The organism is Microbacterium salsuginis (assembly GCF_012524205.1).
In the GTDB taxonomy this organism is placed as follows: Bacteria; Actinomycetota; Actinomycetes; order Actinomycetales; family Microbacteriaceae; genus Microbacterium; species Microbacterium salsuginis.
Genome location: NZ_JABACI010000001.1, coordinates 43,785 through 65,239, shown reverse-complemented (window position 1 = coordinate 65,239; position 21,455 = coordinate 43,785). Strand labels below are relative to the sequence as shown.

Below are 21,455 nucleotides of genomic sequence, written 5' to 3'. Positions count from 1 at the left end.
TTTCCATGAGCATCGTCGTGGGCGCGCCGTTCAGCCCGGGTGGGTCATCGAAAGCAGGTCGAGCTTCTCGTCGAGCTGCTCGAGAGTCACCTCACCGCGCTCGACGAAGCCCAGGTCGATGACCGCTTCGCGGACGGTGATGCCCTTCGAGACGGAGTGCTTCGCGATCTTGGCCGCAGCCTCGTAGCCGATGAGCTTGTTGAGCGGGGTCACGATCGACGGCGACATGCCCGCGTAGGCGGCCGCGCGCTCGACATTGGCCTGGAGTCCGTCGATCGTCTTGTCGGCCAGCAGGCGCGAGGCGTTGGCGAGCAGCTGGATCGACTCGAGCACAGCGGTGCCCATGACCGGAATGGCGACGTTGAGCTCGAAGGCGCCCGAAGCGCCGGCCCATGCGACGGTCGCGTCGTTGCCGATCACACGCGCGCACACCATGAGGGTGGCCTCGGGAACGACGGGGTTCACCTTGCCCGGCATGATGGAGGATCCGGGCTGGAGGTCGGGGATGTGAAGCTCGCCGAGGCCGGTGTTCGGGCCGGAGCCCATCCACCGCAGATCGTTGTTGATCTTCGTCAGCGACACCGCGATGGTGCGGAGGGCGCCGGATGCCTCTACCAGGCCGTCCCGGTTGGCCTGCGCTTCGAAGTGGTCCTTCGCCTCGGTGATGGGCAGCTCGGTGTCGGCCACGATGATCTCGATGACCCGCTGCGGGAAGCCGAGCGGCGTGTTGATGCCGGTGCCGACGGCGGTGCCGCCCAGCGGAACCTCGGCCACACGAGGCAGCACGGCCTGCACGCGCTCGATGCCCAGGCGGATCTGACGCGCGTAGCCCCCGAACTCCTGTCCGAGGGTCACGGGCGTGGCGTCCATCAGGTGCGTGCGGCCGGACTTGACGACGCTCTTCCACGACTCGGCCTTCGCCTCGAGGGCGACCGCGAGGTGGTCGAGCGCCGGGATCAGGTCGTCGATGAGCTCCTGGGTGACGGCGATGTGCACCGAAGTGGGGAAGACGTCGTTCGAGGACTGCGACGCGTTGACGTGGTCGTTGGGGTGCACGAGCGAGCCGAGCGACTGCGTCGCCAGCGTGGCGAGCACCTCGTTCATGTTCATGTTCGACGAGGTGCCGCTGCCGGTCTGATACACGTCGATCGGGAACTGGTCGGCGAACTCGCCCGCGATGATGCGGTCGGCGGCGCCCGCGATCGCGTCGGCGATGCCGGGATCGAGCGTGCCGAGCTCCTTGTTGGCCAGAGCCGCCGCCTTCTTGATGCGCGCGAGCGCGACGATCTGCGCCGGCTCCAGCGGGTCACCCGAGATCGGGAAGTTCTCCACCGCGCGCTGCGTCTGCGCGGCGTAGAGCGCGTCCTTGGGGACGCGGACCTCACCCATGGTGTCGTGCTCGATGCGGTACTCGATGTCGGTCACGTCGTTGTTCCTCACGTTTCGTACGGTGCGGGATAGAGAAGGGTCAGGCCGGCTCGGCGATGCCGACGACCACATCCGGAACGGCGGCGCCTTCGGCAAGACGGTAGTTCGCGCCCACGATCGCAAGGCGGCCCTCGGCCACGGCGTCGCTGATCAGCTCCGACGAGTGCAGCAGCTCGCCCACGGTGTCGCGCAGGTGCTCGCGGCCGACCTCTTCGGCGTCGATGTGATCCGTCGGGACGCCATGGTCTTTCGCAGCTCGCTGCACGCGGCGCACCGCGGGCACGATGGGGGAGATCAGACGCCAGATGTGCGGCGGCAGGGGAGCGGCATCCGGATCCGTGCTGTCGATGGCGGCGCGGACCGCCCCGCACTCGTCGTGCCCGAGGACGACGATCAGCGGGACCTCCAGGACGGCCACGGCGTACTCGAGGCTGCCGATCACGGAGTCCGAGATGACCTGCCCCGCGTTGCGGACGACGAACAGGTCGCCGAGCCCCTTGTCGAAGATGATCTCGGCGGCGAGGCGAGAGTCCGAGCAGCCGAACAGGGCCGCCCGGGGGCGCTGCCCGCTCGCCAGATCATGGCGTCGGTCGACGTCCTGCCGGGGGTGATGCGGCTCACCGGCGACGAATCGGGCGTTGCCGCGCTGCATCTCGCGCCATGCTTTGGCCGGTGTGGTCTCGGCCCCGGGCATCGACGGTGCGGTCATTCCGATTCCTCTCGCAGGGCGGTCACTTCGGCGGCGACGGCGGCGGCGACCTCCTGGAGTGCATCGTCGTCGGCCGTGCCGTAGATGAGGACGGTGTCGGCACCGGCCGGGGCCGCGAGGGCGACGGACAGGTTGCCGTTGCGTGACGGATCGAGCTCGTAGCGGTCCCACGCCACCCCGCCGATCGTCACGGTGTCCACCGGCGCCGCACCGGCGAGCACGCGCGCCGGCCAGGCCTCGTCGGCGTCGAATCCCTGGGAGGCGCGCAGGAACCCGGGCTGGTTCTCGTCTGCGGGCGCGAGCACGATCGTCCACGCCCGGGACGAGCCCTCGTCCTCGACGGCGGCGCTGTTGACGATCCAGTCGTCCGAGAGCTCGGGGGCGATCAGCTCACGCCCCTCGGCGTTCCCGGCGCGCTCGGCGACCGCCGCAACGTCGATCGGCTCCCGCTCGGGCGGTGTGCCGCGGGGGACGGCGAAGATGATCACCGCGACTACGGCGAGCGTCACCAGGAGTGCCGCGACCAGGTTGCGAGTGTTCTGGCTCGACCGGTACACCCGTGAGGACTCGGCCTTGCGGGCGGCGGTCTCATCGGGAGTCTCGGGGCGGCCGAGCTCGGCGACGACGCGGGGATCGCGGGCCATCAGGCCTCGCCGCCCTCGTCACGTGCGGTCGATGCGCGTGCGGCCTCGAGTCGGCGCTTGGCGCCGAGCAGCCATTCCTCGCACCGTGCCGCCAGAGCCTCGCCGCGCTCCCATAGAGCGAGCGAGTGCTCGAGCGTCGGCGATCCCTGCTCGAGCTCGGCGACCACGCGCACGAGCTCGTCGCGGGCCTGCTCGAACGAAAGCGACGCGACGTCGGTGGGCGCGCCGCTGGTCTCGGTCATGGCTTCCATCCTACGTCGGCGTCCCGGCAGCCCCGTCGCCCGGGTCCTCCTCGATCGGCCCCTCGGATCGGGCCGCGAACGACCCCCGGCCCACCGTCACTAGCACGGCAGTGGATGCCGGAGCCTGCGCCGCATCACGCACGATCACGCCGTCGGCCAGGTGCGCGATGGCATAGCCGCGGGCCAGCGTCGACGCGGGGGAGAGAGCACGCAGGGTCGCGCGCAGCTCCGCGGTGCGGCGCCCCTGCACGTCCAGCGCGCGGTCGACCCGCTCCCGGCCGCGTGCGGCGAGCAGCTCGACCTCGTGAGCGCGCGAGGTCAGTAACGACTCCGGGGCCCGCAGCACCGGCCGCGAGCGCAGCTGCTCGAGCTGCGCGATGTCGTGACTGAGCCGCTGGGTCAAGCGCGAAGTCAGCCGTGAGCGCAGCTGGGCCACGATCGCGTGCTGCTCGGCGACATCCGGGACCACACGCTTGGCCGCGTCGGTCGGCGTCGACGCACGCAGGTCGGCGACGTCGTCGAGGAGCGGATGGTCGTTCTCGTGCCCGATCGCACTCACGACGGGAGTGGTCGCGGCGGCCACGGCGCGCACGAGACGCTCGTCGCTGAAGCCCAGCAGTGTCTGCGGGTCGCCGCCGCCGCGGGCGATGACGATCACGTCCACCTCGGGGGCGGCGTCGAGGGCCTTCAGCGCGGCGATCGTCTCTGGGACGCAGCGGTCGCCCTGAACGGCGGCGTACTTGGTGCGGAACCGCACCTGCGGCCAGCGGAGCTCGGCGTTGCGGTGGACGTCCTTCTCGGCATCCGAATTCTCGCCGGTGATGAGGCCGATGACATGAGGGAGGAACGGGATCGGCTTCTTGCGAGCCGGGTCGAAGAGTCCCTCGGAGCGCAGCTGCACCCGCAGGCGCTCGAGGCGCTCCAGCTGGTCGCCGAGCCCGACGTGGCGCATGGCGGAGACCCCGAAGCTGAAGTCTCCGGTCTTGCTGAAGTAGTCCGCCTTGACGCAGGCGATGATGTGATCGCCGACCTTGAGGTCGCCCGGCAGGCGTTCGCGCGTGGACGACCAGATCCGGAACGAGATCGTGGCGTCGGTGACCAGGTCTTTGAGGCGGCCGAAGACGTTGCCGCCGCGCTGGTTCCAGGCCGTGATCTCGCCCTCGACCCACACCGAGCCCCAGTTCTGGATGAAGCCGCGGATGGTGTCGTTCAGTCGCGCCACCGACGTCGGCGCCTGCGGTGTGGAGTCCCGCGGCCGGACCGAGTCCGCGGGAGGCGGCTCGCCGGGGATCGTGGCGGGCTGGAACGTGGTCATGCGGTCCTCTCACTCACAGGTCCCGTCCACGGGGCCGCCCGTAGACTCGTGGGGTGAGCACCGGCACCTTGGGTACGAGATCTGTGAGCATGCCCGTCCCGCGAATCCCGCGGCGGCGCGAACCGCTCCAGGATAACGCCGTCCCCGGACACAAGCGGGTGCTGCTGGCTTCGCCCCGTGGTTACTGCGCGGGCGTGGATCGCGCCGTCATCGCCGTCGAGAAGGCGCTCGAGCGGTTCGGCGCCCCGGTGTACGTGCGCAAGCAGATCGTTCACAACATCCATGTGGTCACCGAGCTCGAGGGCAAGGGGGCGATCTTCGTCGAAGAGGTCGACGAGGTGCCCGAGGGCGCACACGTCGTCTTCAGCGCGCACGGGGTTTCGCCGGCGGTCGTCGCCGCGGCATCCGATCGGGGTCTTCTCGCCATCGACGCGACATGCCCGCTCGTGACCAAGGTGCACCGTGAGGCGGTGCGGTTCGCACGCGATGACTTCGAGATCCTGCTCATCGGCCACGAAGGCCACGAGGAGGTCGAGGGCACGGCGGGCGAGGCGCCCGACCACGTCACGATCGTCAACTCGCCCGACGAGGCCGACACGATCGAGGTGCGCGACCCGTCGAAGGTCGTGTGGCTGTCGCAGACGACGCTCTCGGTCGACGAGACCATGGAGACCGTGCGCCGCCTGCGCGAGCGGTTCCCGCAGCTGCAGGACCCGCCGTCGGACGACATCTGCTACGCCACCCAGAACCGCCAGGTCGCGATCAAGAAGGTCGCGAAGGACGCCGATCTGGTGATCGTCGTCGGTTCGGCGAACTCGTCCAACAGCGTGCGGCTCGTCGAGGTCGCGCTCGAGTACGGTGCCAAGGCCGCGTACCGGGTCGACTACGCCGACGAGATCGAGCAGGCATGGCTCGAGGGTGTCGAGACCGTGGGCGTGACCAGCGGCGCGTCGGTTCCCGACGTCCTGGTGCAGGAGGTGCTGCGCGACCTGTCCGGCGCCGGCTTCCGCGACGTCGAAGAGGTGCGCACTGCCGAAGAGGACCTGCAGTTCTCGCTTCCCAAGGAGCTGCGGACGGATGCCTCGGGCAAGCGCGACGACCGGGCTCTGGGCGGGCGGGCCCGCGCGTGACCGACGCGGCCGTGCCCGACCCGAGCTCTCGCAGCGCTGAGTCCTCGGGTCTCCGGTCGCACGGCGATGAATCATCTCCGCCCCGACCGCACAGTGATGGATCATCGCGGCCCCGGCCGCAATATGGCGAGTACGCGACGCCCGAAGAGCAACGCGCGCGGATCCGGCAGCCGGACGTGACGATCGCCCTCGACGCCGGACGCCCCGTGGAGGCGGCAGCCCCGGCGGCGGCACCCGCCGTGGCCGCACCGGGCGCAGACGTGGTGCCGACCCGGCGGCGCGCGGTGGACCGGATCGTCACGTTCGCCCTGCTCGCGTATGGACTGGTCAACGTCATCTCGTCGTTCTCGGCGTTCCTGGACTACTCCGCGTACGCGGACACGATGTTCACCGTCCTCGGGGTCGAGGCGGAGCTGGCGGATCCCGCCTCGGGACGCCCGTGGGGCATCGCGGCGGCACTGCTGCTGACCGTCGGCTGGCTCGCGACGGCCGCGGTGTCGTGGTGGAGCGTGAGCAAGGGGCGACTGACGTGGTGGATCCCGCTGGTCGCGGGCGTGCTGTTCACCTTCCTCGCCGGCATGCTCATGGTGATTCCGCTCATGAACGACCCGGCCGCGTGGGAAGCCCTCCTCGGCACCCTGCGCTGACACACCTCCGACCCGGTCGCGAGCGCAGCGCGCACGAGGTCCATACTCGGATCACGAAGCACGCACATCCCAGGGTGCGATGAACTCCGGGCGCGCGGGCCTCGTGTCTCCTGCGGGAGGTGAGGATGACACGCGAACGCGCGACGGAGGGCGCCGCGGACGGGTCGGCGGATGATGCCGTGCGACTGGCCGCGCTGTTCGACGAGCACGCGGCACCCGTGTGGCGGTACGTCGTGCACCTGACAGGCGATCGTGCCGGCGCGGACGACGTCGTGCAGGAGACGCTGCTGCGCGCGTGGCGCACGCCCAAGATCCTCGCCGACGAGCCGTCGGCCGCCAGGTCATGGATGTTCACGGTCGCCCGCCACCTGGTGATCGACGAAGTGCGCAGTGCGCGGCGCCGACGTGAGATCGACGTGGCCGAGATGCCCGAGCGGGCCTCGGCCGACGCGACCGATGCCCTGTTCGAAGCGATCCTGATCGAGGAGGGCCTGGCCGCCCTGTCGCCCGAGCATCGTGCGGTCGTCGTGCGGGCGTACTACGGCGGCCTCACGATCGCCGAGATGTCTGCCGAGCTGGAGATCCCCGAGGGCACCGTGAAGTCACGACTGCACTACGGGCTGCGGGCGTTGCGGCTCGCGCTGCAGGAGAGGGGGGTGACGCGATGAACCCGGGTCACGCGGAGGTCGCGGAGTGGGACGCCGCATACCTGCTGGGAGCGCTCAGCCCTTCGGACCGGCGCCGCTACGAAGAGCACCTCGAGGACTGCCCGATCTGCCGCGCGGCGATCGGCGAGCTGGCGCCGACGCTGGGCCTCCTCGGCCGGATCACACCCGAACGAGCCGACTCGATGCTCACGGTGGGCGTGCCGGATGGCGGCCCCGATCCGCGGCGCCGAGACGAGCTGATCGCGCTCGGCAGGGCCCGGCCGAGCACATCGCGCCCGCCGCGTCGACGGCGGGGCTGGGCGTGGACCGGAGGCATCGTCGCAGCCGCCGGCGTGGCGGCGGCGATCGTGGTCGCGGTGATGCTGGTCATCGCACCGGGCTTCCGCAGCATCGAGGTGGTGGCGCTGGATCCCGTCGTGGATGTGCCGTGGACGGCGACGGTGGAGCTTTCGGATGCCGCGTGGGGGACCCGCCTCGAGATGGAATGCCGGTACGCGGGGGAGGACGGAGGCGACGGGGGGAGCAGCAAGAGCTGGCCTTATGCGCTCGTCGTCATCGACGCCGAGGGCACCGCGACGCAGCTCTCGACGTGGCGCGCACGGCCCGGGACGACGGCGCGGCTGAGCGCGGGGACCGCGCTGGACGCCGGTGACATCGTGGCGATCGAGATCCGTGCGCTCGAAGACGACATTGTGCTGATGCGCAGCGAGCTCGATGGGGCGCCAGAGAGCGGGTGAACACCCGGCGGCGGCGCCACCCCGCGGACGAGTGCCTGCGGGCCGGAACGACGGATGCCGCGGCACCTGGCCCTTCACGGGGCTCGGTGCCGCGGCATCCGTTCTGCTGGGTCAGTTCGCGGCGAGGCTCTTGCCGTGCGAGCCCAGCTGCTTCGTCGCCTCGACGACGCGGACCGCCATCGCCGACTCGGCGATCTTGCCCCACGCGCGCGGGTCGTACTGCTTCTTGTTGCCGACCTCGCCGTCGACCTTCAGCACGCCCTCGTAGTTCGAGAACATGTAGCCGGCGATCGAGCGGGTGAAGGCGTACTGCGTGTCGGTGTCGATGTTCATCTTCACGACGCCGTTGGCCACCGCGAGCGCGATCTCTTCGTCGGTCGAGCCGCTCCCCCCGTGGAAGACCAGGTCGAGGGGCTTGGGTCCAGTGCCGAACTTGGCAGCGATGCCCTCCTGGATCTCGCCGAGCAGTTCGGGACGCAGCTTGACGTTGCCCGGCTTGTAGACGCCGTGCACGTTGCCGAAGGTGAGGGCCGAGATGTAGCGGCCGTGCTCGCCGAGGCCGAGCGCCTCGACCGCTTTGGTGACGTCGGCGACGGTCGTGTACAGCGCTTCGTTCGAACCCTCGTGCTTGACGCCGTCCTCTTCGCCGCCGACGACGCCGATCTCGACCTCGAGGATGCCGTTGATGTTGCGGAGGCGGGGGAGCAGCTCCTTGGCGATCTCGATGTTCTCGTCGAGGGGCACGGCCGAGCCGTCCCACATGTGCGACTGGAAGATCGGGTTGCGACCGGCCTTGACCTCTTCCTCCGACGCCTCGATGAGAGGCAGCACGAAGCCGGGGAGGGCCTCCTTGGGGCAGTGGTCGGTGTGCAGTGCGACCGTGATCGGGTAGTTCTTGGCGACCTCGGTGGCGAACTTCGCGAAGGCGAGGGCGCCGGCGGCGCGGGCCTTGACGGTGTGGCCGGCGAAGTAGTCCGCACCGCCGGTGGTGACCTGGAGGATGCCGTCGGACCCGGCTTCGGTCAGTCCCTGGAGGACCGCGTTGATGGTCTGCGAGCTCGACACGTTGATGGCGGGATACGCGAAGCCACCGGCCTTCGCGCGGTCCAGCATGTCGGCGTACTGCTCCGGGGTGGCGACGGGCATGAGTGCTCCCTAGTTCTGTTTCTATCGGGACGAGCTTCACGAAGAAGCCTAGCGAAGCCGGGGTCACCGGACCGGCCGCCCACGTGTGAAGAAGGCGCGGAGTGGACGGTCCTGTCGTCCGTGAAAGAAGTGCGATTCCTTCGTCGCGTGCGGGCCGAAAGCTCGAGTCGCGCGGGGGCATGCTGGCTAGGCTGACCGACATGGTGAGCCTGACCGCGGACATGAGTCCCCTGCAACCCGACCGCAACCTCGCTCTCGAGCTGGTCCGTGCCACGGAGGCGGCAGCGATCCGGGCCGTGCCGTTCATCGGCCGGGGTGACAAGGAGGCCGCCGACGGTGCGGCCGTCGACGCGATGCGGGCGTTCTTCACCACGGTCAACTTCGACGGCACGATCGTCATCGGCGAGGGCGAGAAGGACGAGGCGCCCATGCTCTTCAACGGGGAGCGTGTCGGCAACGGTCGAGGGCCGCAGGCCGACGTCGCGGTGGACCCGATCGACGGCACGTCGCTGACGGCGGCCGGCCGCAACAACGCGCTGTCGGTGATCGCCGTCTCGGACCACGGCACGATGCTGGACGCGTCGAGCGTGTTCTACATGGACAAGCTGGTGACGGGCCCGGCGGGTGTGGGGGTCGTCGACATCCGGCTGCCCATCGGGGAGAACATCCGGCTGCTGGCGAAGGCGCTCGGCAAGCCCGTCGACGAGATCGTGGTCTCGGTGCTGCATCGTCCGCGCCACGAGAAGCTGATCGCCGAGATCCGTGAGGCGGGTGCCGGCACGCGACTCATGACTGACGGCGACGTGGCCGGCGGCATCAACGCCGCGCGGCACAACGCGCGCACCGACATGTGCGTCGGCGTGGGCGGCAGCCCCGAAGGGATCGTGACCGCGTGCGCGATCAAGGCGCTCGGCGGGCACATCCAGGGACGCCTGTGGCCGCGGGACGATGACGAGAAGCAGAAGGGCATCGACGCCGGCCTCAAGCTGGACGGCAACGTCTACGAGGCGGACGAGCTCGTGCGGGGGAGCAACACGATCTTCGTCGCGACCGGAGTGACCGACGGCCAGCTGGTGGCGGGCGTGCGTCGCGAGGGCGGGTACGTCTACACCGAGAGTGTGGTGCTGCGTGGGGCGTCCGGCACATTGCGCCGGATCACGTCGGAGCATCTCGTCTCGAAGTGGCTCTGAACCGGCGGACGACGCCGCGGAGGACGCGCGACGCATGTGAGGACCCTCATGTGACTGGTGTGACTTGTGGGGCTCATGCGACTGGTGGGACGGGTGTGATCGTTTCGTAACGCTGTTGTGGAGGGATGTCTGGCAGAATCGAAGTCGTGTCGAGGGGGACACTTCGTTGTTTCCCAGTCCGTAGGGGGTTGTCGATGTCCGCAACGGTGGGCAAGTCCTCGCCTCAGACCGGTGCTCATGCCGTCGTTCAGAACGCGGTCGTGAAGAACGCCGTGGACCCCGCCCGGCGTCCTGATGTGCTCCTGCGCGTGCGGCGCGAGGAGGGCCACGAGCTCAGCGCATGGTGGATGGTCGGCGCCTTCGTCGGCGTCTCGGCTGCGGTGATCGTCCTGCTCAGCTTCGTCCCCGGCGGCGCCTGACTTCTCCGGCTACCCGTTCGGGTCGCCGATGCGAGCGCGCACATCACCGAGCTCCGCGATCGCCGTCGGCATCGGCTCGCCCAGTGCGTGATCACGCGACGGCTGTTCGCGTGTGGGTTCTTCGAGCGTGCGGTCGAGCATCTCGGGGGCCGTGAGCCGGCGCGGTGACTTCTCGATCGGCGCCGGCTCACTCACGGCGTCGAGCTTGGTCGCGTCGATGCCCGGGAACTTGCGGGCGCTCACCAGTACGCGGGTCTCGAGCGAGCCGGCGAAGCGGTTGTAGCTGTCGACGGTCCGCTCGATCGCGCGCCGCAGGTCGTCGGCATGGGAGGCAAGCGAGCCCAGCCGCTCGTAGAGCTGGTTGCCGAGCTCGAACAAGGTGCGCGCCTCCTGCGAGACGTCCTGCTGGGTCCAGGTGTAGGCCACGGTCTTGAGCACCGCCCACAGGTTCACGGGAGACGCGAGGGCGACCCGCTTGCTGAAGGCGTAGTCCAGCAGCGACGGGTCGGCCTCGAGCGCGGCCGCCAGCAGGGATTCGCTGGGCACGAAGCACACGACGAATTCGGGGCTCGACGACAGCCCCGCCCAGTAGGTCTTGCGGGCGAGCGCATCCACGTGCGAGCGCACGGCCTTCACGTGCCTGCCGAGCAGGGCAGTGCGGCGGGCCGCCTCGGGCCCCTGCGCCGTGAGCGGGATCGCGCTGGCTTCGAGGTACGCGTCGAGCGGCACCTTGGCGTCGACGGCGATCGCCTTGTCTCCGGGCAGGCGGATCACCATGTCAGGGCGTCCGGCTCCCGCATCGGAGGTGATGGATGCCTGCAGGTCGAAGTCGACGTGATGGGTCAGGCCTGCTGCTTCGACGACGCGGCGCAACTGCGTCTCTCCCCACACGCCCCGCGTCGCGCCCGAGCGCAGCGCTCCGGCGAGGGATTCGGTGGTCGCGCGCAGCGCCTCGTCGGACTCGTGGGCGCGGCGCAGCTGCTCTGCCAGCGTGCCGAACTGGGTGTGCCGGTCGCGTTCGAGCTCGTCCACCTTGTGGTGCATCGCGGCGAGGGTCTCCTGCACGGGTGCCAGCGCGCGCAGCACCGACTGCTCGCGACGCTCGCGCTCCTCGCGGGCCGCCTGATCGTGTCGGGCTTGGGACGCCAGCTCGCGGTACAGCGAGTGCTGATGGTCGAGCTGCGCCTGCACGCCGTGATGTGCCGCTTCGGACGCGGCCAGCCGCGCGCGCAGGTCTGCCGTCTCACGGACGGAGCGTGCGGCGCCTCGTGCGAGCCCCGCCGTCCAGCCGGCGAGCGCGCCGAGCACGAGCGTCGCGATCGCGAGCGTCGACATGAGGAGGGCGTCCATAGTCCCAGGGTGCCTGCCACCCCCGACATCGGCTCGGTGGCGCGCCCGACGGCGCTTCGAACGGCCGGCGTCCGTCCGCTGCCGATAGCCGCTGTTCCGCTCGCGGTGACGAGTCGGGGTGCGCTACCGTCGGGCGTACTGGGGGAAGAGATGGCATCGGAAGCACACGACGACCGCTCGGCGCCGACACGGACGGATCGCACGTCGGACGCTGTGCTCGATGTGCCCGTGCTGTCGACCACCGATCGCGGCAGTCGCATGACCACGCTGGCTCCGGGGCAGCCGGTCGGACGGCTCAGCGCGGGGCTCGTGCTGCGGATGCTGGCGGCCAGTGCCCTGTGGGCGGTTGCGGCATCCGTGCCCTTCACCGCTCTGCTGGCACTGGCGCCAGCCTCGCAAGTGGCTCAGACGCTCGGCAGTCCATGGGCCACCGTGGCAGCGCTCATCGTCGGCTTCTTCGCGGTGAGGGAGTCGCTCAACGTGCGCGATCGCGCGAAGTCGACCTTCGGACAGACCCGGGTCGCGGGGTTGCTCGCGGGTCTCACCGTGACGGGCGGGCAGGCCCTCAGCGCCGCCTGGTGGCTGGCGGCCAGTGTGCAGGCGCAGCCGATGCCGCCCCTCGACCTGGCGAACATCGCCACGGCACCTGAGATCCCGCGCGAAGTGGGGGCTCTCGTCGGGGCGGTCTGGGCCGTCTGGGCGGCCACGCAGCTCGCGCGCCTGCCGGGAGCGCTGCATCACGCGCGGTCGCGCCAGCGCACGCTCGAACGCTTGCAGCTTTCCGGCACGCGGCACGAGGGCGTGTTCACCCGAGTCGACTTCCGCAATCACTGGGTGTGGGACCAGCCTCATTTCACCGTCGAGGTGCGCTTCGAGACGCCGGAGGGCGGCGACGTGGTGCGTGCTCACATGCGGACCGACTCCGACCGGGTCCCCGTCGGGGGGACCCGCGCCATCGTGCTGACCGACCCGACCGGTGCGGTGGCAGTGGAACTGGACGACAGGGCCGACATCCTCTGGGAACCCGAGAACAAGTACCGCGCCCCGGAGGGCTGAGCCCGAACCCTCGGTGCCGCTGCGAGTCGCGAGGTCTGGATCAGGCGACGGCGAACGAGATCGCCGGCGCCTCGGCGATGTGGATCTGCGAGACACGCACGCCCGCGGCGTCGACGAGTGCGTCGACGTCGTCGGCGCCCAGGCGGCGCGCTGCGTCGATCATGACGTGCGCACACGCGAGGGCGTCCGCCGTGGCGTTGTGATGCGGGAAGTCGGGAAAACCGGCCTCGGCGGCGACGAACGGCAGGCGATACGAGTCCAGCTGGTACACCTTGCGGGCGACCTGAAGACTGCAGGCGTAGCGGTAGGGCGGGCAGTCGTCACCTGTGGCGTCGCAGGCACGCTTGATGACCGCCATGTCGAAGCCGGCGTTGTGAGCGACCAGGACGTCGTCGCCCGCGAACGCGGTGAGTGCACGGAGCTGCTCGGTCCACGTCGCTGCGTGGATGACGTCTTCCGCGCGGATGCCATGGATGCGCGTGTTCAGTTCGAAGAACACGTCGTGTCCGGCCGGCGGCCGGATCAGCCACCCGGTCTTGTCGACCACTTCGCCGTCGCGCACACGCACGAGCCCGACGGCACACGCAGAGGCGCTGCTGGAGTTCGCCGTCTCGAAGTCGATCGCGGTGAAATCCAGAGGCACCTCCTCAGACTCACCCGGCGTCGGGGATCCCCGCGTCAGGCGCGCCGTGCTCGGCACGGCCCGGCGGCGGCGTCATAGGCTCGAGGTATGAGCAGCCGCGAAGAGATGTCGGTGTCGTTCGGCGCTGTGGCCGGGGCTTATGAGTCGGGCCGGCCCGACTATCCGCGAGAAGCGGTGGATTGGATGCTCGCGCCGGTCCGACAGCACGATCGCGCCCTCCGTGTCGCGGATGTCGGCGCGGGAACCGGCAAGCTCACTCGCACGATCGTCGAGGCGGGCGCGGACGTCGTCGCGATCGACCCCGACTCCAGCATGCTCGCCGAGCTGCGCGAGCACGTCCATGGCGTTCCCACCTTCGTGGGAACTGCCGAACGGATGCCGCTGCCCGACGCCTCGCTCGACGCCGTGCTGCTCGGTCAGGCGTGGCACTGGGTCGATGTGGCGGCCGCGTCCGCGGAGGCCGGCCGCGTGCTTCGATCAGGTGGTGTGCTGGGGCTCGTGTGGAACATCCGCGACGAGGCTGTCCCGTGGATCGCCGAACTCACTCGGGTGATGCACGGCAGTCACGCCGAGACGATGCTCGCCGACGGCGGCGCGCAGGTCTCGGCGCCGATCGGCCCCCTCGAAGAGCACCGGTGGCACTGGACGCGCACGCTCGGACGGGCCGCGTTCCTCGACATGGTGTCGTCACGCAGCTACATCATCACCGCGGGGGCCGAGGAACGCGCGCAGATACTGGCCGCGGTGGGAGACCTGTTCGATGCGCAGCGACGCCGGGACGAGTCCGGCGCCGAGGTCGTCGAGATTCCCTACGTGACACGCGCGTATCGCGGCATCCGCGGCTGACGGCGTCTGCGAGCGGCCAACCACGCGCGGGCGCGGTTCAGCCCACAGGTTCGGCGTGACTGCGGCCGGTGTGATCCCGCGACGGCCCCAGCGGCCCTCGGGTTTAGAAGGGTGCGCGCACCCCACGGATCCCACGGATCCAACTCCGGAACGTCCGTCATATACCAACATTGGTACACAGGTTCGAATCTACCAAGAAGAAACACGCAGAGGAGCCCGTAATTGCGCACCTATGGACGTCTATGCAAGATCTCATGACCCAGGCAGCGCCATAGATTCTTCGCCCCAGATTCGTCACAAGCTTCGATCTGGACCTCCAGGTGGATCGGCGCCGCCGATCCGGCTAGCGTGAGGCGATGCGCACGCTCACCGTCTGCAACTTCGTCACCGTCGACGGCCGCTACGAGGACGACCACCACGACATCGCGTCGTTCTTCGAGCACCAGCATCCGGACTATGCCGGCGCCGATTCGTTCGATCACCACACCACCGCATTGCTGCGCGAATCAGACACGCTCGTCCTCTCGGGGCGGCGCTCCGCGCTGGGAAACCTCGAATACTGGACCGGAGTCCGTGGTGACGCCACCGCCACCGATATCCGGCGAGAGTTCGCCGAGCTGATCCTCGGCGTCGAGAAGATCGTCGTGTCGGACACGATCACCGAGGACGACCTCGCGCCTTATGAGAACGTGCACATCGTGCCGATCGCCGAGGCACGTGACGAGATCCGCGAGCTCAAGCAGGGTGATGGGCGCGGCATCCTGATCCTCCTCGGTCGCGTGCTCTGGAACGACCTCATGCACGCGGGCCTCGTCGACGAGCTGCACCTCGTGACCTTCCCGCTCATTGCGGGAACGGGCGTGCCGCTGTTCGACTCACGTCCTCCGGTCGCCCTGAAGCTGCTCGGCACACGGGTCTGGGAGGAGTCGGGGAACGTGCTGATGCGGTGGCGGGTGGATCCGCACTGAGCGGCCGGGCTCGCACGTCAGCGGCGGGTAGGCTGGATGCCCGTGGCTCTCACCATCGGAATCGTCGGTCTCCCGAACGTCGGCAAGTCGACCCTCTTCAACGCCCTGACCAAGAATCAGGTGCTCGCGGCGAACTATCCCTTCGCGACGATCGAGCCCAACATCGGGGTGGTCAACCTGCCCGATCCGCGACTTGCGAAGCTCGCCGAGATCTTCCACTCCGAGCGGATCCTCCCCGCCGCGGTGTCGTTCGTCGACATCGCCGGCATCGTGCGAGGCGCCAGCGAGGGGGAGGGGCTGGGCAACCAGTTCCTCGCCAACATCCGTGAGGCGGACGCGATCGCCCAGGTCGTGCGCGGATTCGACGACGACGACGTCGTCCACGTCGAGGGCGCGGTGAACCCGCAGAGCGACATGGAGACCATCAACGCGGAGCTGCAGCTCGCCGATCTCCAGACGCTCGAGAAGGCGATCACGCGGTACGAGAAGGAGGTCAAGGGCAAGAAGCTCGACCCCAACGTGCTGTCGACGGCGCAGGCGGCGCAGGACGCGCTTCAGCGCGGCGAACTGCTGTCGGCCGCGGGGATCGACCTCGCGCCGATCCGTGAGCTGGGCCTGCTGACTGCGAAGCCCTTCATCTTCGTCTTCAACGTCGACGAGGCGGTGCTGACGGATGCTGAGCGCAAGGCGGCTTTGGCGGCGCTGGTCGCGCCGGCGCAGGCCGTCTTCCTCGACGCGAAGATCGAGTCCGAGCTGATCGATCTCGACCCGGAGGACGCCGCCGAACTGCTCGCCTCCACCGGTCAGGAGGAGTCCGGCCTCGATCAGCTGGCCCGCATCGGCTTCGACACGCTCGGATTGCAGACCTATCTGACAGCCGGGCCGAAAGAGGCCCGCGCGTGGACGATCGGCAAGGGCTGGAAGGCTCCGCAGGCCGCCGGCGTCATCCACACCGACTTCGAGAAGGGCTTCATCAAGGCCGAGGTGATCTCGTTCGACGACCTCGTCGAGACCGGCTCGGTGGTCGAGGCCCGTGCGAAGGGCAAGGCCCGTCTCGAGGGCAAGGACTACGTCATGCAGGACGGCGACGTGGTCGAGTTCCGCTTCAACGTCTGACCCGCGTCATCCGGCCCGCCCATCCGGGTCGGCACACCACGATCAGTCCCTACGCGAGAGGATGCTCCGTCATGACCGAAATCCAGATCTTCGAGCCCGACGGCCGCGCGATCCGATACGTGGATGAGGGCGAGGGTCCGGTCGCACTGGTGCTGATTCCCGAGCCCGGGCTGGAGCGCGACGCGCTGGGCGTCGTCGGGCACTATCTCGCCGAGGAGGCGGGCTTCCGAGTCGTGCGGATCAGCACCCCGCCCGTGTCGGATCTGCCGGGCGACGGTGAAGGTCTCAGCGAGCGTGCGAACGGCATCGCGGCCGTTCTGGACCACCTGGGCCTGGATCACACCTGGATCGGCGGCCACGGGTTCGGCGGCACCGTCGCCAGGGCGTTCGCCGCGGAGCAGACCGGTCGGGTCAACGGCGTGCTTCTGCTGGGTGTGCAGGACGAGCAGATCGACCTCCCCCCGGCGATCCCCGTACTGATCATCCAGGGGGCCGACGATGACGTCACGCCGCCCGCGAACGGCGAGCGTCTGCACGCGACCGCGCGTGATCGCGCGAGCATCACCAGCATTCCCGGCGCGGGTCATCTGTTCCCGCTCACGCATCCGATCCAGACCGCGGTCGTCATCGAGGAGTACCTCGACTGGGACTGAATGCCGCGCTCTGCGCGTACGGCGTCAGGTCCACGGCAGGCGTGTGGACTCGACGATGTAGATGCCGATCGCGACGATCAGGGCTCCGGCGGCCATCGCGCCCATGAACCAGGCGAGGCGGCGGTTCATGCCGGCCCTGTCACCGCCCGCTCGGCGTGACACCACGAGCATGAACACCCACATCACCGCCACATAGACGATGCCGATGATCGGCAGCACGAGCTGCAGCTGGAACGCGAAGCAGAAGAGCACGATCGCCACGACGGCGAGCACTCCCGAGGGCACGAGCCAGCGCGACGCGGCGCCGGCTTGCAACGCCGGCTGATTGCTGAGGTCGGTCGGATTCGCCGGCGGCTGCTCGTCCGGCAGCCTCATCGGCCCGTGTGCGTCTGAGTTCGGATCGGTCATCGTTCCTCCTCGCGTCCACTCCAGCATCGCCCTCGGAGCGGCTCGCGGTCGCGGGGGTTGACATCCTCTGCCGATGGCGTGAGGTAGGACTGATTCATGCTGGTCTATTCCATGAGTGTCTCCGCCGACGGATTCATCGCCGATCGCGAGGGAGGGTTCGCGTGGAGCGCTCCACGCGACGAGCAGTTCCGGTTCCACGTCGAAGAGGTCCGCGACCTCGGCGCCTGCCTGCTGGGCAGGAAGCTGTACGAGACCATGCTGCCGTGGGAGACCGACCCGGCCCTCCGCGACAGCGAGGACGCGGACGCGTTCGCCGATGCGTGGAGCGCGATCCCGAAGGTGGTCTTCACGCGCACCCTCGATCACGTGGAAGGCAACGCGCGGCTGGCTGCGGCATCCCTCGCCGATGAAGTCGCCGCGACGCAGGCGGCAACGGGCAAAGACGTCGAGATCGGCGGTGCCGGGCTCGCGTCAGCCGCCATCGCACTGGGACTGGTCGACGAGTTCCGGATGTTCCGGAACCCGATCGTGGTCGGCGGCGGGACGCCGTTCCTGCCACCCGTCACCGAGCACATCCCCCTCGAACTCGCCGAGACCCGCACCTTCGGCGACGGGGTGGTCTTCGAGCGCTACCGGCGCGCCGTCGCGCGCTGACGGCCGTCGAGCAGAGCGTGCACGTGGCCCGCTCCCTCGAGCAGACGGATGCTGCGGCGGGTGAGGTCGGCGAGCCGTGCCTGCAGCAGCGCCGTCGCCTCGGCGGTCAGACCATCAGTGCGCCACTGCCCGAGGACGCGCGCGATCTGCGGGATGCCGTAGCCGCCCGCGCGCAGCACCGACACGAGCCGGGCTTCGGCGATCGCCCGGACGTCGTAGCGGCGCGATGCGCCCGTGCGGGCGGGATGGACGAGCCCTTGATCCTCCCAGTGCCGCAGCGCGGACGGTCGCACGCCGAGGGCCTCGGCAAGCTCGCCGATCGCCATGACGTCGCGCTCGTCGGACTCATCCGTCGGGTCCGCCAGCACGGCTTCGAGGCCGCGGAGCGCCTGTCGGACGTCCGAGCGATCACGCGCGATCCCGGCGTGCAGGTCGTCGATCGCTTCCGCGGCATCGTCCACCGTGCCCGCGACGAGAGCCGGGAACATCCGACGTGCCGGCACCGGACCGATCGCCGCCGCGATCGCCCGGTAGGCGCGAAGCGCCGTGACATGGCGGTCGTCGTAGCTGCGGTAGCCGTTCGCAGCGCGCTCGGCGCGCGGGATGACCTCGAGGCGCTCGAGGTCGCGCACCTGCTGGACGGAGTACCCCACGAGCCGGCCGACGGCCGCGGTGGTCAGCAACTGCTCTGGAGGGTTCGTCACTCCGCCTCCTTGGATTCACTACCGAGCCCATGATCAAAGTCCACATAAGCACATGAAGTCCACCATGGAGGAATGGAGTATCAAGAGATCGTGGATGCCGTCCGATCACTGGAGGGAGCGCTCGTGGTCGTTCCCGACGAGAGCGGCCCGTACCCTCAGCTCGCGTGGGGCGACGCGTTCTTCTACTACGCGCCCGACGGCGTGATGCCGGAACGAACCCAGCCCTACGGGACGATCATCACCAAGGACTATCCCGACGACGAGACGTCCGAGCTGGGCACGCCCGGACGGTTCCGGGTGAACATCCACGTCGGGCGCGAGCTCGCCGCGAAGACCATCGATCCTGAGGCCGCACCGGCACAGACCGATGCCTTCTTCGCACACCCGCTCTACGGCGCTGCGGGGTGGGTGTCGGTGGTGAACCCGGCTGGCGGGACAGGGGCCGCGGTGATCTCGCTGCTGCGCACAGCCCATGAGGAGGCACGGGCGCGCTCCGTCCGCCGCGGCCGGCAAGGAGCCGTCGAATGAGCTCGCCGCAGACGCTCAGCGAAGCGGATCGCCGCACTGTCGCGGCATGGGCGGCGGACTGTGCCGAGCGCGTGCTGCCCCTCTTCGAGACCGCGGTGCCCGGTGACGACCGGCCGCGCGACGCGATCGCCCGGGCACGCGCCTTCGCTCGCGGTGAGCTGACCGCCACCGCGGAGATCCGCCGACGGTTCGTGGCCGGACGCGCGGCCAGTGGGGTGAGCGACGCGGTGGCGGTGGCGGCAGCGCGGGCGGCCGCGCAGGCGGCGGGCGTCGCGCACATGGGCGCGCATGCGCTGGGCGCGGCGGCCTATGCCGCCAAGGCGGCGGGTCTGGCGGCACCCGGCCGTGCGGACGCGGCTCAGGCGGAGGTGCGGTGGCAGCTGGATCATATGCCGCAGGACGTCGCTGCCGCGCTCCGGAGGTTGCCGGCACTGGGCGAGGATTCCGCCGGCCCGCTGGGCGCCGGGCTGCTGGCGTCGGGCGAGCTGGGTTCCAACATCCGCGAGATCCAGTCGGCGCTCCACGGAGGCGGGCGCGCCTGACCGGCTCAGCGCGTCACGCTGCCTCGCCGCGGCGCGCCGCGATGACATCGAGCAGATGGGGGAGTGCGGCCTCGATCATGTCCATGGTCGCCGTCAACGAGATGCGGAAGTGCTGCGGCTGATCGAACAGCGTGCCGGGCATCACGTAGACGCCGCGCTCGGCGAGTTCATCGCAGAAGGCGACCGCATCGCCGCCGGGCGCACGCCCCCAGAGGTAGAAGGTGCCTTCGGGACGCGTCACCTCGAGTCCGGCATCCGTCAACGCACCGTAGAGCCGATCGCGTTTGCGCGTGAGCTCGGCCAGATCGATCGTGAGCACCTCGAGCGCGGGCACCGAGTACTGCATGACGGCATCCGGGAAGCCCCATCCGATCGCCAGCCCCAGTGGCATGAGGGCGTCGCGGAGCTCTTCGCGCTCCTCGGTGGGGATGAGAGGGGACAGCGCGAGATACCCGAGCCGCTGTCCGGGGGTCAGGAGCACCTTTCCATAGCTGTAGTCGATGACGGTCCACGGGTAGACCGCGGCCGGAGAGGCGAAGTCCACACCGTCGAAACGGATCCGCCGGTACGGCTCGTCGGAGAGCAGCCAGATCCGGCGCCCGTGCGTCTGCGAGGCGCGCTCGAGGACGTCGGCGAGAGCGTGCCACGTCTCCTTCGCGTAGACCCGGCCGGTCGGGTTCGCCGGTGAGTTGACGATCACGATCCTTGTGTGCGGAGTGATGGCGCCGGCGATCGCGTCGAGATCGAGGTCGAAAGTCACCGGGTTGAGCGCGGCGCGCACAGGAACAAGGTTGACGGCGTGCAGCATCGGCTCGTAGCAGAACCAGCCCGGCACGGGGATGACCACCTCGTCCGCGGCATCCGTCAAGAGAGCCAGCGCGAGCAGGATGGCACCGAACGCGCCCTGGGTCATCGCGATGTCTTCGGGCTCGAACGGCAGGCCCAGCTCCGCGCTGAGTCCGGCCGCGACCGCCTCCTGTGCCGTGCGCTCGCTGGCCTTGTATCCGAACCAGTCCACCGATTGAGGCTCGACCTGCGCGCGCACGGCGGCGGTGAAGCCGGGCAGCGCCATTTCGTGCGGATTCCCGAAGGTCAGATCCAGCGTGCCGGGATCATCCGCGAGGGCACGGATGCGTGCCAGGAACGTCGTCACGACGTCCACGGAGGACTTCGCCTGAGCGGCACGACTCGATATCGCCACAGTGATCACCCTTCGTCCCCAAGTGTGTACGTGACCTGGTCAGCATCCCAACGGGGAGGAGCCACGTCAATGACCGGCGGGACGGTCAGAGACAGGGCGGATGATCGCGGGCGGGGTTCGGTGACGCGGCGAAGGTCAGAAGACGTCGCCGAGCGACATGTCGCTGACGTCGGCGGATGCCATCGGCCGGTCGCCGTTCGGCTGCAGAGCGCGCGTCTTGTCGGCGAGACGCGCCACGGCCTCGCCGTCCTCGAGGTCGGCCATGTCGTCGCGGTCGATCGCCGCGAGCGACGTCATCCAGCCGATCGTCAGCGAGACGTGGGAGGTGGTGCCGTCGAAGCTCATGATCGGTACCCGCACGACGTCCGCTCGGTGTTCGCGCGTGAGCGCCAGCCAGTAGTCGAAGACCGCGTCGGCGATGGCGTTCCCGGTGAGGTACGAACCGACCTCGGTGATCAGCATCTTCATTGTGGCCCCTGTATACGCATGGTGAGACTGCGGCTACCGGGTC

The 21,455-nt window shown here is 69.5% G+C and carries 26 protein-coding genes; 14 read left to right on the top strand and 12 right to left on the bottom strand.

Translation table 11 applies throughout. The annotated features are described in order from the left end of the window. Nucleotides 1–30: 30 nt before the first annotated feature. Genes HF576_RS00325 through xseA form a run of 5 tightly spaced genes read right to left on the bottom strand, consistent with a single transcriptional unit; the run spans nt 31 to nt 4,338 of the window. Nucleotides 31–1,425 (bottom strand): aspartate ammonia-lyase, encoded by a 1,395-nt coding sequence (locus HF576_RS00325; RefSeq protein ID WP_168910810.1) that lies wholly within the window; start codon nt 1,423–1,425, stop codon nt 31–33. Nucleotides 1,426–1,468: 43 nt separating this feature from the next. Next, complete coding sequence (locus HF576_RS00320) at nt 1,469–2,137, bottom strand: carbonic anhydrase (protein ID WP_277348798.1); 669 nt, start codon at nt 2,135–2,137, stop codon at nt 1,469–1,471. Further along, a complete protein-coding gene (locus tag HF576_RS00315) occupies nt 2,134–2,781 on the bottom strand; it encodes a DUF4245 family protein (RefSeq protein WP_168910809.1) in 648 nt (215 codons plus the stop codon). The genes HF576_RS00320 and HF576_RS00315 overlap by 4 nt, the downstream gene beginning before the upstream one ends. Continuing rightward, the gene (locus tag HF576_RS00310) at nt 2,781–3,023 is read right to left on the bottom strand and encodes an exodeoxyribonuclease VII small subunit (protein ID WP_168910808.1); all 243 of its coding nucleotides are present in this window, start codon (nt 3,021–3,023) and stop codon (nt 2,781–2,783) included. The genes HF576_RS00315 and HF576_RS00310 overlap by 1 nt, the downstream gene beginning before the upstream one ends. A gap of 10 nt (nt 3,024–3,033) precedes the next feature. Beyond that, entirely contained in the window at nt 3,034–4,338 is a 1,305-nt protein-coding gene (xseA, locus tag HF576_RS00305; protein WP_168910807.1) for an exodeoxyribonuclease VII large subunit, read from the bottom strand. Between the two features lie 89 nt (nt 4,339–4,427). Between xseA and HF576_RS00300 the strand changes: the two genes are divergently transcribed. The 4 genes from HF576_RS00300 (at nt 4,428) to HF576_RS00285 (ending at nt 7,520) form a co-directional block, all read left to right on the top strand. Continuing rightward, nucleotides 4,428–5,468: a 4-hydroxy-3-methylbut-2-enyl diphosphate reductase gene (locus tag HF576_RS00300; RefSeq protein WP_205834600.1), complete on the top strand. Its 1,041-nt coding sequence runs from the start codon at nt 4,428–4,430 to the stop codon at nt 5,466–5,468. Continuing rightward, a complete protein-coding gene (locus HF576_RS00295) occupies nt 5,465–6,115 on the top strand; it encodes a DUF6264 family protein (RefSeq protein ID WP_343234128.1) in 651 nt (216 codons plus the stop codon). Before HF576_RS00300 ends, HF576_RS00295 begins: the two co-directional genes overlap by 4 nt. A 125-nt stretch (nt 6,116–6,240) precedes the next feature. Then, entirely contained in the window at nt 6,241–6,783 is a 543-nt protein-coding gene (locus HF576_RS00290; RefSeq protein WP_168910806.1) for a sigma-70 family RNA polymerase sigma factor, read from the top strand. Then, nucleotides 6,780–7,520: a zf-HC2 domain-containing protein gene (locus HF576_RS00285; protein ID WP_168910805.1), complete on the top strand. Its 741-nt coding sequence runs from the start codon at nt 6,780–6,782 to the stop codon at nt 7,518–7,520. Before HF576_RS00290 ends, HF576_RS00285 begins: the two co-directional genes overlap by 4 nt. A gap of 111 nt (nt 7,521–7,631) precedes the next feature. Here the strand turns inward: HF576_RS00285 and fbaA are convergent, their stop codons facing one another. Beyond that, entirely contained in the window at nt 7,632–8,666 is a 1,035-nt protein-coding gene (gene fbaA, locus HF576_RS00280; protein WP_168910804.1) for a class II fructose-bisphosphate aldolase, read from the bottom strand. A gap of 200 nt (nt 8,667–8,866) precedes the next feature. On the opposite strand from fbaA, the gene glpX reads away from it, so the two are divergent. After that, nucleotides 8,867–9,856, top strand: a complete 990-nt coding sequence (glpX, locus tag HF576_RS00275) for a class II fructose-bisphosphatase (RefSeq protein ID WP_168910803.1) — start codon at nt 8,867–8,869, stop codon at nt 9,854–9,856. A gap of 194 nt (nt 9,857–10,050) precedes the next feature. Then, nucleotides 10,051–10,275, top strand: a complete 225-nt coding sequence (locus HF576_RS00270) for a UDP-N-acetylmuramyl pentapeptide phosphotransferase (RefSeq protein WP_168910802.1) — start codon at nt 10,051–10,053, stop codon at nt 10,273–10,275. Between the two features lie 9 nt (nt 10,276–10,284). On the opposite strand, the gene HF576_RS00265 is transcribed toward HF576_RS00270, so the two are convergent. After that, nucleotides 10,285–11,625 (bottom strand): DNA recombination protein RmuC, encoded by a 1,341-nt coding sequence (locus tag HF576_RS00265; RefSeq protein WP_168910801.1) that lies wholly within the window; start codon nt 11,623–11,625, stop codon nt 10,285–10,287. 9 nt (nt 11,626–11,634) lie between these two features. Here HF576_RS00265 and HF576_RS00260 point away from each other — a divergent pair, with 9 nt between their 5' ends. Beyond that, on the top strand, nt 11,635–12,681 hold the full coding sequence (locus HF576_RS00260) for a hypothetical protein (protein ID WP_168910800.1): 1,047 nt from the start codon (nt 11,635–11,637) through the stop codon (nt 12,679–12,681). Between the two features lie 40 nt (nt 12,682–12,721). Here HF576_RS00260 and HF576_RS00255 read toward each other — a convergent pair whose 3' ends face one another. Further along, nucleotides 12,722–13,324 carry an exonuclease domain-containing protein gene (locus HF576_RS00255; protein WP_168910799.1) on the bottom strand — a complete coding sequence of 201 codons (603 nt, stop codon included), beginning with the start codon at nt 13,322–13,324 and terminating at the stop codon, nt 12,722–12,724. Between the two features lie 87 nt (nt 13,325–13,411). Here HF576_RS00255 and HF576_RS00250 point away from each other — a divergent pair, with 87 nt between their 5' ends. From HF576_RS00250 to HF576_RS00235, 4 genes are all read left to right on the top strand, one after another. Continuing rightward, the gene (locus HF576_RS00250; protein WP_168910798.1) at nt 13,412–14,170 is read left to right on the top strand and encodes a class I SAM-dependent methyltransferase; all 759 of its coding nucleotides are present in this window, start codon (nt 13,412–13,414) and stop codon (nt 14,168–14,170) included. Nucleotides 14,171–14,526: 356 nt separating this feature from the next. Then, nucleotides 14,527–15,138 (top strand): dihydrofolate reductase family protein, encoded by a 612-nt coding sequence (locus HF576_RS00245; RefSeq protein ID WP_168910797.1) that lies wholly within the window; start codon nt 14,527–14,529, stop codon nt 15,136–15,138. Between the two features lie 42 nt (nt 15,139–15,180). Next, on the top strand, nt 15,181–16,254 hold the full coding sequence (gene ychF / locus HF576_RS00240; RefSeq protein WP_168910796.1) for a redox-regulated ATPase YchF: 1,074 nt from the start codon (nt 15,181–15,183) through the stop codon (nt 16,252–16,254). Nucleotides 16,255–16,325: 71 nt separating this feature from the next. Further along, a complete protein-coding gene (locus tag HF576_RS00235) occupies nt 16,326–16,907 on the top strand; it encodes an alpha/beta fold hydrolase (RefSeq protein WP_168910795.1) in 582 nt (193 codons plus the stop codon). A gap of 24 nt (nt 16,908–16,931) precedes the next feature. On the opposite strand, the gene HF576_RS00230 is transcribed toward HF576_RS00235, so the two are convergent. Beyond that, nucleotides 16,932–17,315 (bottom strand): hypothetical protein, encoded by a 384-nt coding sequence (locus tag HF576_RS00230; RefSeq protein WP_168910794.1) that lies wholly within the window; start codon nt 17,313–17,315, stop codon nt 16,932–16,934. Between the two features lie 96 nt (nt 17,316–17,411). Here HF576_RS00230 and HF576_RS00225 point away from each other — a divergent pair, with 96 nt between their 5' ends. Beyond that, the gene (locus HF576_RS00225; RefSeq protein ID WP_168910793.1) at nt 17,412–17,969 is read left to right on the top strand and encodes a dihydrofolate reductase family protein; all 558 of its coding nucleotides are present in this window, start codon (nt 17,412–17,414) and stop codon (nt 17,967–17,969) included. Here HF576_RS00225 and HF576_RS00220 read toward each other — a convergent pair. Next, nucleotides 17,945–18,673: a MerR family transcriptional regulator gene (locus HF576_RS00220; RefSeq protein ID WP_343234127.1), complete on the bottom strand. Its 729-nt coding sequence runs from the start codon at nt 18,671–18,673 to the stop codon at nt 17,945–17,947. The two genes, HF576_RS00225 and HF576_RS00220, sit on opposite strands and share 25 nt — an antisense overlap. Nucleotides 18,674–18,745: 72 nt before the next feature. On the opposite strand from HF576_RS00220, the gene HF576_RS00215 reads away from it, so the two are divergent. After that, nucleotides 18,746–19,201: a DUF6194 family protein gene (locus HF576_RS00215; RefSeq protein WP_168910792.1), complete on the top strand. Its 456-nt coding sequence runs from the start codon at nt 18,746–18,748 to the stop codon at nt 19,199–19,201. Next, the gene (locus tag HF576_RS00210) at nt 19,198–19,743 is read left to right on the top strand and encodes a putative immunity protein (protein ID WP_168910791.1); all 546 of its coding nucleotides are present in this window, start codon (nt 19,198–19,200) and stop codon (nt 19,741–19,743) included. Before HF576_RS00215 ends, HF576_RS00210 begins: the two co-directional genes overlap by 4 nt. A gap of 13 nt (nt 19,744–19,756) precedes the next feature. On the opposite strand, the gene HF576_RS00205 is transcribed toward HF576_RS00210, so the two are convergent. Beyond that, complete coding sequence (locus tag HF576_RS00205) at nt 19,757–20,944, bottom strand: aminotransferase class I/II-fold pyridoxal phosphate-dependent enzyme (protein ID WP_168910790.1); 1,188 nt, start codon at nt 20,942–20,944, stop codon at nt 19,757–19,759. A 135-nt stretch (nt 20,945–21,079) separates the two neighbouring features. Further along, a complete protein-coding gene (locus HF576_RS00200; RefSeq protein ID WP_168910789.1) occupies nt 21,080–21,412 on the bottom strand; it encodes a hypothetical protein in 333 nt (110 codons plus the stop codon). Nucleotides 21,413–21,455 lie beyond the last annotated feature (43 nt).

Coding starts and splice junctions, on each gene's coding strand:
- glpX (WP_168910803.1), top strand. CDS start 8,867: ATGGTGAGCCTGACCGCGGACATGAGTCCCCTGCAACCCGACCGCAAC.
- HF576_RS00200 (WP_168910789.1), bottom strand. CDS start 21,412: ATGAAGATGCTGATCACCGAGGTCGGTTCGTACCTCACCGGGAACGCC.
- HF576_RS00235 (WP_168910795.1), top strand. CDS start 16,326: ATGACCGAAATCCAGATCTTCGAGCCCGACGGCCGCGCGATCCGATAC.
- HF576_RS00225 (WP_168910793.1), top strand. CDS start 17,412: ATGCTGGTCTATTCCATGAGTGTCTCCGCCGACGGATTCATCGCCGAT.
- HF576_RS00290 (WP_168910806.1), top strand. CDS start 6,241: ATGACACGCGAACGCGCGACGGAGGGCGCCGCGGACGGGTCGGCGGAT.
- fbaA (WP_168910804.1), bottom strand. CDS start 8,666: ATGCCCGTCGCCACCCCGGAGCAGTACGCCGACATGCTGGACCGCGCG.
- HF576_RS00300 (WP_205834600.1), top strand. CDS start 4,428: ATGCCCGTCCCGCGAATCCCGCGGCGGCGCGAACCGCTCCAGGATAAC.
- xseA (WP_168910807.1), bottom strand. CDS start 4,338: ATGACCACGTTCCAGCCCGCCACGATCCCCGGCGAGCCGCCTCCCGCG.
- HF576_RS00310 (WP_168910808.1), bottom strand. CDS start 3,023: ATGACCGAGACCAGCGGCGCGCCCACCGACGTCGCGTCGCTTTCGTTC.
- HF576_RS00270 (WP_168910802.1), top strand. CDS start 10,051: ATGTCCGCAACGGTGGGCAAGTCCTCGCCTCAGACCGGTGCTCATGCC.
- HF576_RS00265 (WP_168910801.1), bottom strand. CDS start 11,625: ATGGACGCCCTCCTCATGTCGACGCTCGCGATCGCGACGCTCGTGCTC.
- HF576_RS00210 (WP_168910791.1), top strand. CDS start 19,198: ATGAGCTCGCCGCAGACGCTCAGCGAAGCGGATCGCCGCACTGTCGCG.
- HF576_RS00315 (WP_168910809.1), bottom strand. CDS start 2,781: ATGGCCCGCGATCCCCGCGTCGTCGCCGAGCTCGGCCGCCCCGAGACT.
- HF576_RS00285 (WP_168910805.1), top strand. CDS start 6,780: ATGAACCCGGGTCACGCGGAGGTCGCGGAGTGGGACGCCGCATACCTG.
- HF576_RS00215 (WP_168910792.1), top strand. CDS start 18,746: ATGGAGTATCAAGAGATCGTGGATGCCGTCCGATCACTGGAGGGAGCG.
- HF576_RS00250 (WP_168910798.1), top strand. CDS start 13,412: ATGAGCAGCCGCGAAGAGATGTCGGTGTCGTTCGGCGCTGTGGCCGGG.
- HF576_RS00245 (WP_168910797.1), top strand. CDS start 14,527: ATGCGCACGCTCACCGTCTGCAACTTCGTCACCGTCGACGGCCGCTAC.
- HF576_RS00320 (WP_277348798.1), bottom strand. CDS start 2,137: ATGACCGCACCGTCGATGCCCGGGGCCGAGACCACACCGGCCAAAGCA.
- HF576_RS00230 (WP_168910794.1), bottom strand. CDS start 17,315: ATGACCGATCCGAACTCAGACGCACACGGGCCGATGAGGCTGCCGGAC.